The organism is Streptomyces sp. NPDC039430, from assembly GCF_055639435.1.
The window spans coordinates 620,789-636,334 of sequence record NZ_JBVKAK010000001.1 but is presented as its reverse complement, the minus strand read 5'-3'; the positions used below and the strand labels follow the sequence as shown (position 1 = coordinate 636,334).

The following is a 15,546-nucleotide window of genomic DNA, read 5'->3' as shown; positions in this document are numbered from 1 at the left end:
GGCCCGGACGGTCAGTCCCCGGAAGGGCTTCTGGTCACCTCGGGGCCCGCCTGCCGCTCCAGCGGCGCCGCCGCCGCCGAGTTGCTGACGCTGAACGCCACGCTGCCCGCGCGGTAGCGGTCGTCGGTCCACTCGATGGGCCGGCCCGCCGCCGTGTTCGTCAGGTGACGCTGCCGCAGCAGCGGGCTGGCCCGGCGGACCCGGAGCAGCCGGGCGTCCTCGCTGCCCGCCGCGACGGCGTCGATGAGGTGCTCGCCGTAGTGGGCGACGATGCCGGCGTTCTCCGCGATGCTGTTCATGATCGAGACGACGTCGTCGGGCAGCGCGCGTACGACCGGCGCGACCCAGTCCGTATAGGCCGTGCGCTCGACCATCACCGGCTCCCCGTCCAGCCGCCGCACGCGCACGACGTACAGCACCTCGCTGCCCGGCTCCACGCCCAGCCGGGACGCCTCCTCGGCGGTCGCGGGGCGGGTGGTACGGCTGAGGATCCGGCTGGAGACCTCGCAGCCCATGGCCTGTGCCCACTGCGCGAAGCTGTTGAGCTGCTGGAAGCTGTGCCGGCGCTCCTGGCGCAGTACGACACGGCGCGCGCCCTGCCGGGAGCCGATCAGCCCCTCCGAGGCGAGCAGTCCCACGGCCTGCCGTACCGTGCCGCGCGAGACCGACCAGCGGGCCGCCAGATCGCTCTCCGAGGGCAGCCGGGCGCCGACGGGGTGCTCGCCGCTCAGAATCGACTGCCGCAGCGCCTCGGCGATCTCCAGATAGCGCGATCCGTTCGTGCCTGATGCCACGCCTGCCCCCTCGGAAAACCCAACTGTGCACAGGTACGTGCAACGGTCGCGGACCTGACCTTCACTCTAACCGTACGTTTCCGCCGGTGTTTCCGTCCCCCTTCACTGGCATCGCCAGCCAGTTGTACGGGTTTGGTCTTCCTCGGTTCCTGTCGCCGTGGTCATCGCCCGTTCATGTCCGCGATACCTGAGCCGGGCGAACTGATGCCATCTTGTCTGAACAAGTGACACCCCCAGACACCCTCACTTCTCGCTCCTGGAGACACCGCGTGACCAGACTCCGTGTCCGCGCCAACGGCCGGCTCGTCGCCGCCGTGGCGCTCAGCACCGCCGCGTTCACCGCGCTCACCGCCTGTGGTGCCGCGCCCGACGACTCCGCGGACTCCGCCGCGGGCGCCAAGGCCGCGACCGCCGCCTCCGCCGCCGACTTCGGCGGGATGGAGGCCCTCGTCACGGCCGCCGAGAAGGAGGGCACGCTCAATGTGATCGCCCTTCCGCCGGACTGGGCCAACTACGGCGAGGTCATCAAGGCGTTCGAGGCCACGTACAAGATCAAGGTCAGCAGCGAGAACCCGGACGCCTCCAGCTCCGACGAGATCGCCGCCGTCAAGTCCCGCAAGGGCCAGAAGCGCGCGCCCGACGTTCTCGACCTCGGCATCGCCTTCGCCCGCAGCGGCGCCGCCGAGAACCTCTTCGCGCCGTACAAGGTCGAGGCGTGGGACAAGATCCCGGACGCCCAGAAGGAGAAGGACGGCCGCTGGTTCAACGACTACGGCGGCTATGTCTCGATCGGCTGCGACGCGGCCCGGATCAAGAACTGCCCCCAGACCTTCGCCGATCTCCTCAAGCCCGAGTACAAGGGCAAGGTGGCGCTCAACGGCAACCCCACCAAGTCCGGTTCCGCCTTCGGCGGCGTGTACGCGGCGTCGCTCGCCAACAAGGGCTCCTTCGGTGACATCCAGCCCGGTATCGACTTCTTCGGCAAGCTGAAGAAGAACGGCAACTTCATCCCCGTCGAGTCCACCCCGGCCACGGTCGAGAAGGGCGAGACGCCCATCAGCATCGACTGGGACTACCTCAACGCCGGTTACGCCGACCAGTTCCGCGGCAAGGGCGTCGACTGGAAGGTCGTCATCCCGGCCGACGGCGTGTACGCGCAGTACTACTCGCAGGCCATCAACAAGGACGCGCCCCACCCGGCCGCCGCCCGGCTGTGGATGGAGTTCCTGTACGGCACCGAGGGCCAGAACCTGTGGCTGAAGGGGTACGCGCGCCCCGTGCTGCTGCCCTCGATGACCACCGAGGGCACCGCCGACAAGACCTTCGTCGCCAAGCTCCCCAAGGTCGAGGGCACCCCGAGCTTCCCCGAGTCCGCCGAGCTGGACAAGGCCAACGCCACCCTCGCCGAGAACTGGGACAAGGCCGTCTCCTGATGCCCACCCCCTCCTCGTCCGCACCGGGCGCCGCCGACGGAAAACGCCGTCGGCGGCGGGCGCCGCGCGCCTGGCTCGGCGCCCTCCCGCTGCTCGTCTTCGCCGCGCTCTGCTTCGGCCTGCCGGTCGGCGCGCTGCTGTACGGGGCCGTCACCCGCGACGACCCGGGCACCGGCGCCACCGCCCTGACCGGCGAACACCTTCAGCGTTCGCTCCAGGGCCCGTATCTGACCTCGCTGGCCGGCAGCGTCGAACTCTCCGCGCTGACCGCCGTGACCGCCACCCTGCTCGGCACGCTGATCGCCCAGGCCGTCGTCACCTCGCGCGGCGGCGCGCTCCGCAACGCCGTGCTCACCGCCTCCGGCGTGCTCGCCAACTTCGGCGGTATCCCACTGGCGTTCGCGTTCGTCGCCACCCTCGGCATCTCCGGTGTGGTCACCCGGCTCGGGCATCTCGACAGCGCGGGCTGGAACTTGTACTCGTTCACCGGACTCGCCGTCATCTACCTCTACTTCCTGGTGCCGCTGATGGTGCTCGTCAGCGTCCCGGCGCTGGACGGTCTGCGCCCGCAGTGGCGCGAGGCCGCGCAGAACGCCGGGGCCACCACCTGGCAGTTCTGGCGCCATGTCGGGCTGCCGGTCCTCGCGCCCTCGCTGCTCGGCGGGTTCGTGCTGCTCTTCGGCAGCGCCTTCGCCGCGCACGCCACCGCCGCCGCGCTGGTGGGCGGTTCGGTCCCGCTGGTCACGCTGAAGATCGCGGACGCGCTCTCCGGCAACGTCCTGGTCGGACAGGAGAACGTGGCGCTCGCGCTGAGCCTCGACATGATCGTGATCGCCGGTCTGGTCATGGCGGTCCATCTGCCCCTCCAGCGACGGAGCACCCGATGGCTGCACTGACACCGACCGCCGCCCCCGCCTCCGGCCGGACCCCGCGGCAGGCCCCGGACGGCAAGGCCGTACGGGTACGGGCGCGCCGCCGCCCCCGCGTCTGGCGCGGCGCGGTGCTGGCGCTCGCCGGGCTCTACTTCCTCGTACCGCTGCTGTCGTCGTTCGTCTTCACGGTGCACACACCGGGGCAGGGCGTCTCCTTCGCCCCGTACACCGGGATCCTCTCCGCCGAGGGCTTCACCCAGAGCCTGCTGCTCTCCCTCGGGCTGGCCGCCGCCACCATCGCGCTGGCGCTGCTGCTGGCCGTGCCGGCGCTGATCGCAGTCCGGCTGGGCGCGCCGCGGCTGCGGCCGCTCGTCGAGATCGTCTGCATGCTGCCGCTGGTGGTGCCGCCGATCGCGCTGGTCACCGGCGTCACGACCGTGCTGCGCTGGGGACCGGACCATCTCTCCCGTACACCGCTCTACCAGACCTTCCTGGCGGTGCAGAACGAGTCGTTCCCGGTGGTGCTGGTGCTCGCCTACACCGTGCTCGCGCTGCCGTTCGTCTACCGCTCGCTGGACGCCGGGCTGCGCGCCGTGGACGTGCCGACCCTGGTGGAGGCCGCGCGCAACTGCGGGGCGAGCAGGCCGTATGTGATCCTGCGGGTCATCCTGCCCAACCTCCGCTCCTCGCTGGCCGGTGCCTCCTTCCTCACCCTGGCGCTGGTGCTCGGCGAGTACACGATCGCCTCGCTGCTCGGCTTCCGGCCGTTCGCGGTGTGGATCGTCTCCGTCTCCGGCGCGCAGGCGCGGATGTCGGTGGCCGTCTCGCTGCTCAGCCTGCTGATCACCTGGGCGCTGCTGCTGCTCCTGTCGCGTGCCGGGACCCGGGCCGCCTCGGCGACTCCCGCGCCGCCCGCCCTCTCGGCCTCTTCCGGCTCTCCCACCTCTCCCGCCCCCGGCAAGGAGTAGACCTCCCATGTCCCTCACCTCGACAGCAACCGAAGACCGCCCGGAGGAAGACCGTCCGGCGGCGGAGACCACCGGCGCGACCGGCGCCCTGGTCGAATTCCGCGGTCTGCGCCGGGCGTTCGGCCCGACCGTCGCCCTCGACGGGCTCGATCTGACGGCGAGGCCCGGCGAACTCCTCGCCCTGCTCGGCCCCTCGGGCTGCGGCAAGACCACGGCGCTGCGGGTCCTGGCCGGCTTCGAACAGCCGGACTCGGGCGAGGTGCTGGTGGACGGCGAGGACATCACCCGCGTACCGGCCAACCGGCGCGACGCGGGCATGGTCTTCCAGTCGTACAGCCTCTTCCCGCACCTCAACGCCCGTGACAACGTGGCGTTCGGGCTGCGGGTGCGCAAGGTGTCCGCCGCCGAGCGGCGCGCCCGCGCGGCCGAACTCCTCGATCTCGTCGGACTTCCCGAGCACGGCGACCGCTTCCCGCACCAGATGTCCGGCGGCCAGCAGCAGCGTGTGGCGCTGGCCCGCGCCCTGGCGCTGCGCCCGCGCGTCCTGCTGCTGGACGAACCGCTCTCGGCACTCGATGCCAAGGTCCGGCTGACGCTGCGCGAGGAGATCCGGCGGCTCCAGCTGTCGCTGGGCATCACCACCATCTTCGTCACCCATGACCAGGAGGAGGCGCTCTCCATGGCCGACCGGGTGGCGGTGCTCAACGCGGGCCGGCTGGAGCAGTGCGCGCCGCCCGCGGAGCTGTACGAGCGGCCCGCCACGGCGTTCGTCGCCGAGTTCGTCGGCACGATGAACCGGCTGGCCGGGCGGCTCACGGGCGGCGGTCAGGTCGAGGTCGCGGGTGTCACGCTGCCCGTGGACGGCCAAGCGCCGGCGAGCGGCGAGGCGGAGGTGCTGATCCGTCCCGAGAACATCACCGCCACCGCCGATCCGGCCGGCGCGGCGACGGTCGTCTCCGCGTCCTTCTTCGGCTCGGTCACGCGCGTCCTGCTCGATCTGCCCGGCGGCGGTTCGGTGAAGTCCGATGTGCCGTCCCGGGACGCCGGCGGACTGGTCCCCGGCGTACGGGCGAGGGTCGAGCCCGCGCTGCGCCCGGTCCTCGTGGTGCCGGTCCCGGGCAGCGGCGCGTGAGTACGGCGCGCCCCCGCGTTCGTACGGAGACGACGCCCGCGGCGGTGCTCTTCGACATGGACGGCACGCTCGTGGACACCGAGATGCTGTGGTGGGAGACGGCGGACGAGATCGCCGGGAGCCTCGGCCACCGGCTCACCGGCGCGGACGCCCCTGAAGTGGTCGGCCGGGCGGTCGCCGACACCGCCGCCCATCTGGTGCGGGTCACGGGCGGCGGGTGCGCCGACACGGTCGCCGCGGAGCTGACCGGGTCCTTCTTCCGGCGCGTGGAGGCGGGCGCGCCGCTGCGTCCCGGCGCCCGGCGGCTGCTCGCCGAACTGGAGCGGGCCGAGGTGCCCTTCGCGCTGGTCAGCGCCTCGCCGCGGGCCGTCGTGGACTCGGTGGTCGGGGGCTCGCTGGCGGATGTGCCGTTCGCCTTCACGCTCTCCGCCGACGACACCGTACGGACCAAGCCGCACCCCGATCCCTACCGGGCGGCGGCCGAGCGGTTCGGTGTCGGGCCGGCGGTGTGTGTCGCCGTGGAGGACTCGCCGGACGGCAGCGCCTCGGCCCAGGCGGCGGGGTGCGCGGTGCTGGTGGTGCCCTCGCTGCTGCCGGTGGAGCCGGCGGCGGGACGGTACTTCGCCCGGAGTCTGGAGGACGTCGACCTGGCGGTGCTGCGCGGCTGCGGACCGGGGGCGTCCGTGGGCGTCGGCTAGGCCATCCGAGAGCGTGATTCTCGCCACGTTTGATGTGGGCAAGGCTCAGATGAGCGGATCTTGGGTGAGTGCAGAAGGGAAAGGGTGGCACCCAGTGCCACCCTTTCTGTGTTCATTACGTGAACTCAGACGGCGATGTCATCACTCATATGAGCGCATCCGGTCATGTGCGGGTCATGGCCGCTTCGAGGCGTGAAGGAGGCGAGTCCGCCCGGCCGCGCCACGGTCACTTTCGATCTGCTGGCGGACGGGTGGTTAAGGCCGTATGACAGGCAAGTGGCCGTACCCAGGCGCCTTCGATCTGGGTATGTTCCTCGCCGTCAGGGCAGCCACCGCGTCCTTGAGGAGTCGGACCCGTGTCGGAAAACAGCGATCCCCATGTAGCCACCCTTCCGCTCCAGGGCGAGAAGTTCGTCTATGACTTCACCGAGGGCAACAAGGATCTGAAGCATCTCCTCGGCGGCAAGGGCGCCAATCTCGCCGAGATGACCAACCTCGGGCTGCCTGTCCCGCCGGGCTTCACCATCACCACCGAGGCGTGCAACATCTACCTCGACAGCGGCGCCGAACCGGCCGCTCTGCGCGACGAGGTGAGCGCGCATCTCGACGCCCTCGAACAGAAGATGGCGAAGAAGCTCGGCCAGGCCGACGACCCACTGCTCGTCTCCGTACGCTCCGGCGCCAAGTTCTCCATGCCCGGCATGATGGACACCGTCCTGAACGTCGGGCTCTCCGACGCCTCCGTCGCCGGACTCGCCGCCCAGGCGGGCGACGAACGCTTCGCCTGGGACTCGTACCGCCGGCTGGTCCAGATGTTCGGCAAGACCGTGCTCGGTGTCGACGGCGACCTCTTCGAGGAGGCGCTGGAGGAGGCCAAGCGGGCCAAGAGCGCGGCCACGGACGTGGATCTGGAGACCGCCGACCTCAAGAAGCTGGTCACACGGTTCAAGAAGATCGTCTCCCGGGAGGCGGGCCGCGACTTCCCGCAGGACCCGCGCGAGCAGATGGATCTGGCGATCCGCGCGGTCTTCGAGTCCTGGAACACCGACCGGGCCAAGCTCTACCGCCGTCAGGAGCGCATCCCCGGCGACCTCGGCACCGCCGTCACGATCTGCTCCATGGTCTTCGGCAACCTCGGCCCGACGGCGACATCGAGAGGTGGGGGCACGGGCGTCGCCTTCACCCGCGACCCCGCCAGCGGCCACCAGGGCGTGTACGGCGACTACCTCCAGAACGCGCAGGGCGAGGACGTCGTCGCGGGCATCCGCAACACCGTGGCGCTCGCCGAGCTGGAGCGGATCGACAAGGCGTCGTACGACCAGCTCATGGGCATCATGGAGACCCTGGAGACGCACTACCGGGATCTGTGCGACATCGAATTCACCATCGAGCGCGGCCAGTTGTGGATGCTCCAGACGCGGGTCGGCAAGCGCACCGCCGGCGCCGCCTTCCGGATCGCCACCCAACTCGTCGACCAGGGACTGATCGACGAGGCGGAGGCGCTCCAGCGCGTCAACGGCGCCCAGCTCGCCCAGCTGATGTTCCCGCGCTTCGACGAGAACGCGAAGCGGCAGCTGCTCGGGCGCGGGATCGCCGCGTCGCCGGGCGCGGCCGTCGGCAAGGCGGTCTTCGACTCGTACACCGCCATCAAGTGGTCGCGGTCCGGCGAGAAGGTCATCCTCATCCGCCGCGAGACCAACCCCGACGACCTGGACGGGATGATCGCCGCCGAGGGCATCCTCACCTCGCGCGGCGGCAAGACCTCGCACGCCGCCGTCGTCGCCCGGGGCATGGGCAAGACCTGTGTCTGCGGCGCCGAGGAGCTGGAGGTCGACACCAAGTCCCGCCGGCTGACGGCCGACGGGACCGTCATCGAGGAGGGCGACGTCGTCTCCATCGACGGCTCGACCGGCAAGGTCTACCTCGGTGAGGTCCCGGTCGTACCGTCGCCCGTCGTCGAGTACTTCGAGGGACGCATGCACGCGGGCGCCGACGACGCCGACGAACTCGTGGAGGCCGTCCACCGGATCATGGCGTACGCCGACCGCCGCCGCAGGCTGCGGGTGCGCGCCAACGCCGACAACGCCGAGGACGCGCTGCGCGCCCGCCGCTTCGGGGCCCAGGGCATCGGGCTGTGCCGTACGGAGCACATGTTCCTGGGCGAGCGCCGGGCAATGGTCGAGAAGCTGATCCTCGCCGACACGGACGACGAGCGGGAAGAGGCGCTGGGGGCGCTGCTGCCGTTGCAGAAGAAGGACTTCATCGAGCTGTTCGAGGCGATGGACGGCCTGCCGGTGACGGTACGGCTCCTCGACCCGCCGTTGCACGAGTTCCTGCCCGACATCACCGAACTGTCCGTACGGGTCGCCCTCGCCGAGGCCCGCAAGGACCACAACGAGAACGATCTGCGCCTCCTCCAGGCCGTGCACAAGCTCCATGAGCAGAACCCGATGCTGGGTCTGCGCGGGGTACGGCTCGGCCTGGTCATCCCCGGGCTGTTCGCCATGCAGGTGCGCGCCATCGCGGAGGCGGCGGCCGAGCGCAAGAACGCCAAGGGCGACCCGCGCCCGGAGATCATGATCCCGCTCGTCGGCACGGTCCAGGAGCTGGAGATCGTCAGGGACGAGGCCGAGCAGGTCATCGCCGAGGTCGAGCGGGCCACCGGGGTCGAACTCACCCTGGCGCTCGGCACGATGATCGAGCTGCCGCGCGCCGCGCTGACCGCCGGGCAGATCGCGGAGGCGGCGGAGTTCTTCTCGTTCGGCACGAACGACCTCACCCAGACCGTCTGGGGCTTCTCCCGCGACGATGTGGAGGCGAGCTTCTTCACGGCGTACCTGGAGAAGGGCATCTTCGGGGTCTCCCCGTTCGAGACGATCGACCGGGACGGCGTCGGCGCGCTCGTGCGGAGCGCGGCCGAGGCGGGCCGGGCCACCCGGCCGGGGCTCAAGCTCGGCGTCTGCGGTGAGCACGGCGGCGACCCGGAGTCGGTGCACTTCTTCCACGAGGTGGGACTGGACTACGTCTCCTGCTCGCCGTTCCGGATCCCGGTGGCGCGGCTGGAGGCGGGCCGCGCGGCGGCGTCGTCGGCCGGCAGCGATTCGCGGTGATTCGCGACCGGGTTCGCGATCGGGTTCGCAACGAAGTTCGATTGCTCCCGGGCAGTTTTGGTGACTCCCGAGAGAAAATGGGGGATTCCCTCTGAACACCGGAGCCGCATTGCCGGTCGATCCCTGACCCTCGCCGGACCGGCGAGGCGGCTCCGGGGCACAGAGAGGGGGCGGGCGCCTTGTGCGGAGGTGCCCGCCCCTTCGTCATGTGCGGGTGGTGAGTGCTGTGTTGAATTGCCCGCCGGGTAACGACGGGTAACGGGTGGAGCGCGACCGGTGGATCCCCACCCACCGGTCGCGCTCCTTTTACGCGGGCCGGACATGGAGCCGCAACCTCTACCGACCGCCGCCGAGCGGGCGAAGCCCCCCACGGCCCTCGCCACGCCTATTCGGTCGTCAAGGTTTCATGCCCGACGAGGTACAGCTTTTCGCTTCGCGGGCGCCACCGCGAAGCGTTTCAACTGTGGCCGAAACACCGTGGTAACAGCCCGTGATGACCTGCATACTCAGTGCTGGGGGCTCTGGGGAGATAGTGGACGCAACAGGTGGAGATTTGATGCTGCGTATTCATTTCACCGGGAAGGACCTCGGCGGGGTGCGGATGGCCGCCGGACCCGACCCGCTGTGGGAAACGATTCTCAGCTTCCATCGAATAAGAGACCGGCGTGGTCCGCTCGCGTTCGGGGAATGGCGCAGGGAAACCCGGACCCGGTTGAATGGTGAAACAAGTCTGCTCTCCGCGCTCGTTCCCCAGCGCGGTTATTTCCCGGATTTCCTGACGCCGGCTCAGGGAAGACTCGGCTTTGACGCGGGCCTGGAAGCGGGCCTCGAAGCACTGCGCGCCACACCGCACGAAAGAATACGCGCCGAACTCGCCCTGCTCGTCATGGGCAATGAGCGCGGCAGGGACCCGGGCGGACGGCTGGCCACGCTCGCCGACGGCGGCTCCGGCCGCCTCGGCCGGCTCGTCGAGGCCCTGCGCGTGTACCACCGGGCCGCCGTCGAGCCGTACTGGCCCCATATCCGGGCCAGGGCCGAGGCGGACCGCGCGCTGCGCGGCCGGGCGCTGCTCGACGGCGGCGCGGACGAACTGCTCTCCACGCTGCCGCCGATGCTGCGCTGGCGCTCCCCGGTGCTGGAGGCCGACTACCCGGTGGACCGCGAACTGCGCCTGGACGGGCGGGGGCTGCTGCTCCAGCCGTCGTTCTTCTGCCGCTCCACGCCGGTCGTCCACCGCGACCCCACGCTGCCGCCCGTCCTCGTCTATCCCGTCACCCACTCCGACGCGCCCGCCGTCACGGAGCGTGGGGGACCTACGCTCGGCCGGCTCGTCGGGCATACGCGTTCGGCCGTTCTGCGCGCCATCGAGCACGGTTCGACGACGAGCGAGCTGGCCCGCAGAACCGGCGTGTCGCTCGCCTCCGCCAGCCAGCACGCCTGCGTCCTGCGCGAGGCGGGGCTCGTCGTCACCCTCCGGCACGGCAACGCCGTCCTGCACACCCTCACCCCGCTGGGCGCCGCCCTGCTGCGCGGCGGCAGACCCGCGGAAGGGCTCTACGCCCGGAACGGCCCGGTGACCTCGTAGGTGATACCGCCCGACGAACTCCCGCTGGTACCGCGCTGGCTGGAGAAGTAGAGCCGCTTGCCGTCGGGGGAGAAGGCCGGTCCGGTGATCTCCGAGCCGGACTGGCCACCGATCCGCAGGAACGGCGCGACGACATCGTCAGGGGTGATCACACAGATCTCCATGTTCCCGCCGTCCTCCGCGACGAAGAGATCGCCGGAGGAGGAGCCGGTGACATTGTCGACACCGGTCAGCGGGGCCGTACCGGAGACGAGTGAGTCGTCATAGGCCAGCTCGATGGTCCCCGCGGCCGCGTTGTACTGCCAGACCCGGTTGTCGCCCTTGGTGGTGAACCAGCAGGTGTCACCGGCGTAGTAGCAGCCCTCGCCGCCGTTGAAACGCTTGGCGCCCGACACCTGGTTACGGGTGGCCGTCGAGGCGCCGCTCGGGTCGGGGACCGTCGCCCAGCTCACCGGGCCGCTCGTGGCCGTACCGGCGACGAGCACCTCAAGACGGCCCGCCGACAGATCGCCCCAGGTGGTGGGCGTGAAGCGGTAGAAGCAGCCGTCGGTGGTGTCCTCGGTGAGATAGATGGTCCTGCGCACGGGGTCCGCGGCGGCGGCCTCGTGCTTGAAGCGGCCGATCGCGTCCCGGCGTACCGGCGTCTTCACGCCCCACGGGTCGGTCTCGTAGACATAGCCGCGGTCCACCTCCTCGCACGAGAGCCAGGTGTTCCACGGCGTCTTGCCGCCCGCGCAGTTCTGCCGGGTGCCGGAGAGGATCCGGTACGCGGCGGTGATCGCGCCCGTCGAGGAGAAGCGGACCGCGCTCGCGCCGCCCGACGGGTCGATCTCCGAGTTGGACACATAGATCCAGCCGGTGCCGTCGGCGTAGCAGGCGCCGCCGTCCGGGGCGTTGTGCCAGCTGTACGACGTGCCGGTGACCTGCTGCCCCGACCGGGCGATGATCCGGCTGGTGAACCCGGCGGGGAGGCGGATGTTGTTGGCGTCCGCCGTGCCGAGTGCTCCGTAGGGGCCCGCGCCGGGCTGGGCGGGCGCGGCGTAGGCGGCGCCGCGCCACAGGGTGCCGCCGAAAGCCGCGGCCGAGGTGCCGATGACCGCTCCGCGCAGGAAACTGCGACGTTCCACTGGTCGCTCCATGGTGGTGTCGTGACCGCCCCACGGCGCCGGCCGACGTCACGGGGTCGCGCGTCGCAGGAGCCTAGGGGATGTGAATGGCCGCCGTCTGAACGAGCGGTGAGAAGTCGTCATTGCGGCGGGTCGTTCGGGGGGTTGGCATGCGGTGCGGCTCGCGCAGTGCGGGAGCACCCGACCCTTCGGGCCTGGTCGGGCGCTCCGGATGCTCCGTACGGGAGTGGTGTTACGGCCGCTTGAACTCGCCGTCCAGCATGCCGCCCTCGAAGGCCGCCCATTCTCCGGGGGTGAAGACGAGGGCGGGGCCGTTGCCCTTGTCCTTGGTGTCGCGCATCGCCACACGTCCGTCGTCGAGGAACGCGACTTCGACGCAGTTGGCATCGCCGTTGCTGCGGCTGCTCTTGCGCCAGACCGCATCTGTCAGGTCGGCACTGTTCACTTGCTCAGCTCCCTCACTGCTTGCTTGAGAAGGCTCGTGTTACGGCCGCTTGAACTCGCCGTCCAGCATGCCGCCCTCGAACGCCGTCCACTCTCCGGGGGTGAAGACGAGGGCGGGGCCGTTGCCCTTGTCCTTGGTGTCGCGCATCGCCACACGTCCGTCGTCGAGGAACGCGACCTCGACGCAGTTGTATTCAGCGTTGCTGCGGCTGCTCTTGCGCCAGACCGCGCCTGTCAGGTCGGCACTGTTCACTTGCTCAGCTCCCTCGCTGCTTGTTTGAGAAGGCTCGTGCTACCCGCTTCGTCGAGTGCCGAGCCCCAGATGGACGTGAACGCACCGTCGTAGCGCTCGATCTCGTTGGGTTTGTCGAGGTAGAGCGCTCCGGTGAAGCCCTCGACGTAGACCGTGGGCGGTTCGGTTTCCCGGCCGTCACCGGTGGTCGGGAAGCGCATGATGACGAACGGACCGGACGTGAGCCCAGCGTGCAGGCCCGAGGAGAAGGGCACGACACGGATGGAGACGTTGTCCAGCTCGTTCAAGTGAACCAGACGTTCGAACTGCTCGGCCATGACTTTGTTGCCGCCTACGGGACGGCGTAGTACGGCCTCGTTGAGCGCCACGTCTACCTGGGGTGCCGCCGTCACCCTTGTGAGAAGCGCCTGTCGCGTGATGCGCACATGGACGCGTCGTTCTACCTCGGCGTCGTCCCAGTCGGGATATGACCGCGTGATGAGCGCACGGGCGTAGTCCGGCGTCTGGAACAGGCCCGGCACCAGCTCCGCTTCGTACCAGGACAGACGTTCCGCCGCTTCTTCGAGCCCGATGTAGAGATCGAACCCGTCCGGGATGACGTCGCCGTACGCGTGCCACCAGCCGCGCCCCTTCGTCTCCTTGGCGAGCCCCATCAACGCCTGGGTCAGTTCACCGTCAGCGCCGTACACCTTGCACATGGCTTCGACGTCAAGGCTGCGAAGCGACGTCTGGCCGGTCTCGATGCGCCAGATCTTCGGCTCCGACCATTCCAAGTGCTTGGCGGCGGCCCTCACGGTCAACCGCGACGCGTTGCGCAACTCGCGCAAATGCCGCCCAAGTTGCCGACGCGGCACCGTCGAACCCGTGGTTGTCCCGGTCACGCGCACCCCACCTTCCTTCGCATACGAATGAACCCTGCATCCGAAATGTAGGCCCCGTGTCCTCAACCTCGCAATGGCGCACGAGAGTTCGAGGACTAATGCTCGATTGCTTCAAAATGAAGTCTTGCATGAATGGGTCTTTCGGTGCTTCACTCGGTGACCCAGAGAGCCGCCGTGAGCACACTCCGTGATTCCCGGCATGGCGAGGGAGAGCTAAGCGATGAATCCGCTGATCTTTGGCTACATGCGCGTCCCCGACGACCTGAGCGACGAGGAGGCGAAGCGGAAGCAGGACGACATGCACACCTACGCCGAAGCCAACGGCTTCCTGTTGGCCACGGTGTTCCACGAGTACGTCTCAAGTGGGCAGTCGGCCTTCACGGAACTGGTCGACGCGGTCAGGCACGCGGAAGCGCGCCACGTGATCGTGCCGTCCTACCGGGAGCTGGCCCTCAACCGGTCGCTTCAGGACGCCATGGTGATGCATCTGACCTGCGCCACCGGCGCGGAAGTCGTCAGCTTGGACGAGTGCTGATGATGAGCCACGAACCGCCGTATCGCCCCCAGGGCGTTCGCTTCTTCGATCAACTGTCACTCGCCGCTGTGCGCTCGGCGGTATCCGCTTCGCGGCACTTCCTCAGGCTCACCCTGTCCACGTGGCAGGCGCCGCTCATCGAGGACGACGCCCTTCTGATCGCCTCGGAGTTAGTGACCAACGCCGTCGCCGCGACGGGGATTCTGGCCGACCGACCGACATGGAGCGAGCTGGCGGAACTCAGCCTCGTCACGGTGCGCCTGGTCGGCCTGCGGCACAGTGTTGTCATCGAGGTGTGGGACGCGTCGGGCGAATCGCCTGTGCTCAGGCACGCCGACGACGACGCGGAGAACGGACGCGGCCTCTTCCTCGTCCAACAGCTCGCACAACGGTGGGGTTCCTATCGCATCGCGGGCGGCAAGGTGGTGTGGGCCGAGCTGGCGGTAAGTCCGCCCGCGCCGATGCCCCTGCCGCAGCGCCAGAAGTCCGCCCGCTCTGCCGGCACGTCGGCGGCGAGGCCGGATGCCGGGCTTCTTCGCCTTCTTCTGGCCGGGCTGGAAGCGCTGTGACCGACCGATACCACCCGGGAGTGGCAACGATGAGTATTGACGTGATCCACCGGTCCCGTGGCTGGGTGCTCAGCACCGACATCAGCGAGGACGAGCCGAAGGCCATCTTCATGGTGGAGTGCCGGGAGTGCTCGGCCATGTCGGACGTCGTGGACGACAGCCGCCTTCCGGTCGAGGTGTGGACGTTGAAACACACCGAGCAGAACCCCGGACATGACCGCTACCGATTGACGACGGACAGCTTCTGGCGTGTGAAACCGGGGCGAGGCGCCGCTTGAGCGGCGGGGAGCGACGAAGGTCCGGCTATCTCACACTCTCCCGGGATCCATGGACGGGGCACACGTCCCGTCCATAGGGTCGCGATCATGCCCGACATATCGCTGACCATGCTCATCGTGCTCTGTCTCGCCGCCGGGGCGGCGGGCTGGATCGATGCCGTGGTGGGCGGGGGCGGACTGCTGCTCCTGCCCGCGATGCTCCTCGGACTGCCGCACGTACCCGCCGCACACATCCTCGGCACCAACAAGGCGGTCGCCATCGTCGGCACCTCGGGCGCGGCCGTGACCTATCTGCGCAAGGCGCCGGTCGAGGTGAAGACGGCCGTACGGATCGGGCTCGCGGCCCTCGCCGGTTCGATGGCCGGTGCCTTCTTCGCGGCGGGGATCAGCAGCGATGTGCTCCGGCCCGTGATCATGGTGGTGCTGCTCGGCGTGGCGGCCTTCGTCCTGCTGCGGCCGTCCTTCGGCGGGACGCGGGCGGGCGGCCCGGTCACCCGGGCGCGTACGGTCACCGCGATCGTGCTGGTCGGCGGCGGGATCGGCTTCTACGACGGGCTGTTCGGACCCGGTACGGGCACGTTTCTCGTGCTCGCGCTCACCGCCGTGCTCCACCTCGATCTGGTGACGGCCTCCGCCACCGCGAAGATCGTGAACGTCTGCACCAACGGCGGCGCGCTCGCGATGTTCGCCTACCAGGGCACCGTGCTGTGGCAACTCGCCGCGCTGATGGCGGTGTTCAATCTGGCGGGCGGGATGATGGGTGCGCGGATGGCGCTGCGGAAGGGGAGCGAGTTCGTACGCGGGGTACTGCTGGTGGTGGTGTTCTCGCTGGTCGCGAAGCTCGCCTTCGACCAGTGGACGGCATGA

At 69.7% G+C, this 15,546-nt stretch carries 16 protein-coding genes; 11 read left to right on the top strand and 5 right to left on the bottom strand.

The features are described from left to right. Window positions 1-11 precede the first annotated feature (11 nt). The gene (locus tag ACZ7LS_RS02710; RefSeq protein WP_382672094.1) at window positions 12-794 is read right to left on the bottom strand and encodes a GntR family transcriptional regulator; all 783 of its coding nucleotides are present in this window, start codon (window positions 792-794) and stop codon (window positions 12-14) included. Window positions 795-1,108: 314 nt separating this feature from the next. Here ACZ7LS_RS02710 and ACZ7LS_RS02705 point away from each other — a divergent pair, with 314 nt between their 5' ends. From ACZ7LS_RS02705 to ACZ7LS_RS02675, 7 genes are all read left to right on the top strand, one after another. Next, the gene (locus tag ACZ7LS_RS02705) at window positions 1,109-2,227 is read left to right on the top strand and encodes an ABC transporter substrate-binding protein (RefSeq protein WP_382518758.1); all 1,119 of its coding nucleotides are present in this window, start codon (window positions 1,109-1,111) and stop codon (window positions 2,225-2,227) included. Next, entirely contained in the window at window positions 2,227-3,123 is an 897-nt protein-coding gene (locus ACZ7LS_RS02700; RefSeq protein ID WP_382518092.1) for an ABC transporter permease, read from the top strand. The genes ACZ7LS_RS02705 and ACZ7LS_RS02700 overlap by 1 nt, the downstream gene beginning before the upstream one ends. Beyond that, window positions 3,111-4,067 carry an ABC transporter permease gene (locus ACZ7LS_RS02695; RefSeq protein WP_385129912.1) on the top strand — a complete coding sequence of 319 codons (957 nt, stop codon included), beginning with the start codon at window positions 3,111-3,113 and terminating at the stop codon, window positions 4,065-4,067. The genes ACZ7LS_RS02700 and ACZ7LS_RS02695 overlap by 13 nt, the downstream gene beginning before the upstream one ends. A 7-nt stretch (window positions 4,068-4,074) precedes the next feature. Further along, window positions 4,075-5,199, top strand: a complete 1,125-nt coding sequence (locus tag ACZ7LS_RS02690; RefSeq protein ID WP_382672101.1) for an ABC transporter ATP-binding protein — start codon at window positions 4,075-4,077, stop codon at window positions 5,197-5,199. Next, window positions 5,196-5,897, top strand: a complete 702-nt coding sequence (locus ACZ7LS_RS02685; protein WP_385129914.1) for an HAD family hydrolase — start codon at window positions 5,196-5,198, stop codon at window positions 5,895-5,897. The genes ACZ7LS_RS02690 and ACZ7LS_RS02685 overlap by 4 nt, the downstream gene beginning before the upstream one ends. Before the next feature lie 356 nt (window positions 5,898-6,253). Next, window positions 6,254-9,007 (top strand): pyruvate, phosphate dikinase, encoded by a 2,754-nt coding sequence (ppdK, locus tag ACZ7LS_RS02680; protein ID WP_382518102.1) that lies wholly within the window; start codon window positions 6,254-6,256, stop codon window positions 9,005-9,007. Window positions 9,008-9,563: 556 nt separating this feature from the next. Beyond that, entirely contained in the window at window positions 9,564-10,592 is a 1,029-nt protein-coding gene (locus ACZ7LS_RS02675; protein WP_382874998.1) for an ArsR/SmtB family transcription factor, read from the top strand. On the opposite strand, the gene ACZ7LS_RS02670 is transcribed toward ACZ7LS_RS02675, so the two are convergent. The 4 genes from ACZ7LS_RS02670 to ACZ7LS_RS02655 all read right to left on the bottom strand — a co-directional run bounded on the left by ACZ7LS_RS02670 (window position 10,562) and on the right by ACZ7LS_RS02655 (window position 13,297). Next, window positions 10,562-11,719 carry an alkaline phosphatase PhoX gene (locus tag ACZ7LS_RS02670; protein WP_382518107.1) on the bottom strand — a complete coding sequence of 386 codons (1,158 nt, stop codon included), beginning with the start codon at window positions 11,717-11,719 and terminating at the stop codon, window positions 10,562-10,564. The two genes, ACZ7LS_RS02675 and ACZ7LS_RS02670, sit on opposite strands and share 31 nt — an antisense overlap. Before the next feature lie 232 nt (window positions 11,720-11,951). Next, the gene (locus ACZ7LS_RS02665) at window positions 11,952-12,164 is read right to left on the bottom strand and encodes a DUF397 domain-containing protein (RefSeq protein ID WP_385129916.1); all 213 of its coding nucleotides are present in this window, start codon (window positions 12,162-12,164) and stop codon (window positions 11,952-11,954) included. A gap of 39 nt (window positions 12,165-12,203) precedes the next feature. After that, on the bottom strand, window positions 12,204-12,416 hold the full coding sequence (locus tag ACZ7LS_RS02660; RefSeq protein WP_385129918.1) for a DUF397 domain-containing protein: 213 nt from the start codon (window positions 12,414-12,416) through the stop codon (window positions 12,204-12,206). After that, window positions 12,413-13,297, bottom strand: a complete 885-nt coding sequence (locus ACZ7LS_RS02655; RefSeq protein ID WP_385129920.1) for a helix-turn-helix domain-containing protein — start codon at window positions 13,295-13,297, stop codon at window positions 12,413-12,415. The genes ACZ7LS_RS02660 and ACZ7LS_RS02655 overlap by 4 nt, the downstream gene beginning before the upstream one ends. 220 nt (window positions 13,298-13,517) lie before the next feature. On the opposite strand from ACZ7LS_RS02655, the gene ACZ7LS_RS02650 reads away from it, so the two are divergent. The 4 genes from ACZ7LS_RS02650 to ACZ7LS_RS02635 all read left to right on the top strand — a co-directional run bounded on the left by ACZ7LS_RS02650 (window position 13,518) and on the right by ACZ7LS_RS02635 (window position 15,546). Beyond that, the gene (locus tag ACZ7LS_RS02650; protein ID WP_382518119.1) at window positions 13,518-13,832 is read left to right on the top strand and encodes a recombinase family protein; all 315 of its coding nucleotides are present in this window, start codon (window positions 13,518-13,520) and stop codon (window positions 13,830-13,832) included. Next, on the top strand, window positions 13,832-14,401 hold the full coding sequence (locus ACZ7LS_RS02645; RefSeq protein ID WP_385130170.1) for an ATP-binding protein: 570 nt from the start codon (window positions 13,832-13,834) through the stop codon (window positions 14,399-14,401). The genes ACZ7LS_RS02650 and ACZ7LS_RS02645 overlap by 1 nt, the downstream gene beginning before the upstream one ends. A 29-nt stretch (window positions 14,402-14,430) precedes the next feature. After that, a complete protein-coding gene (locus tag ACZ7LS_RS02640) occupies window positions 14,431-14,679 on the top strand; it encodes a DUF7848 domain-containing protein (RefSeq protein WP_382518121.1) in 249 nt (82 codons plus the stop codon). 87 nt (window positions 14,680-14,766) lie between these two features. After that, window positions 14,767-15,546 carry a sulfite exporter TauE/SafE family protein gene (locus ACZ7LS_RS02635; RefSeq protein ID WP_129771029.1) on the top strand — a complete coding sequence of 260 codons (780 nt, stop codon included), beginning with the start codon at window positions 14,767-14,769 and terminating at the stop codon, window positions 15,544-15,546.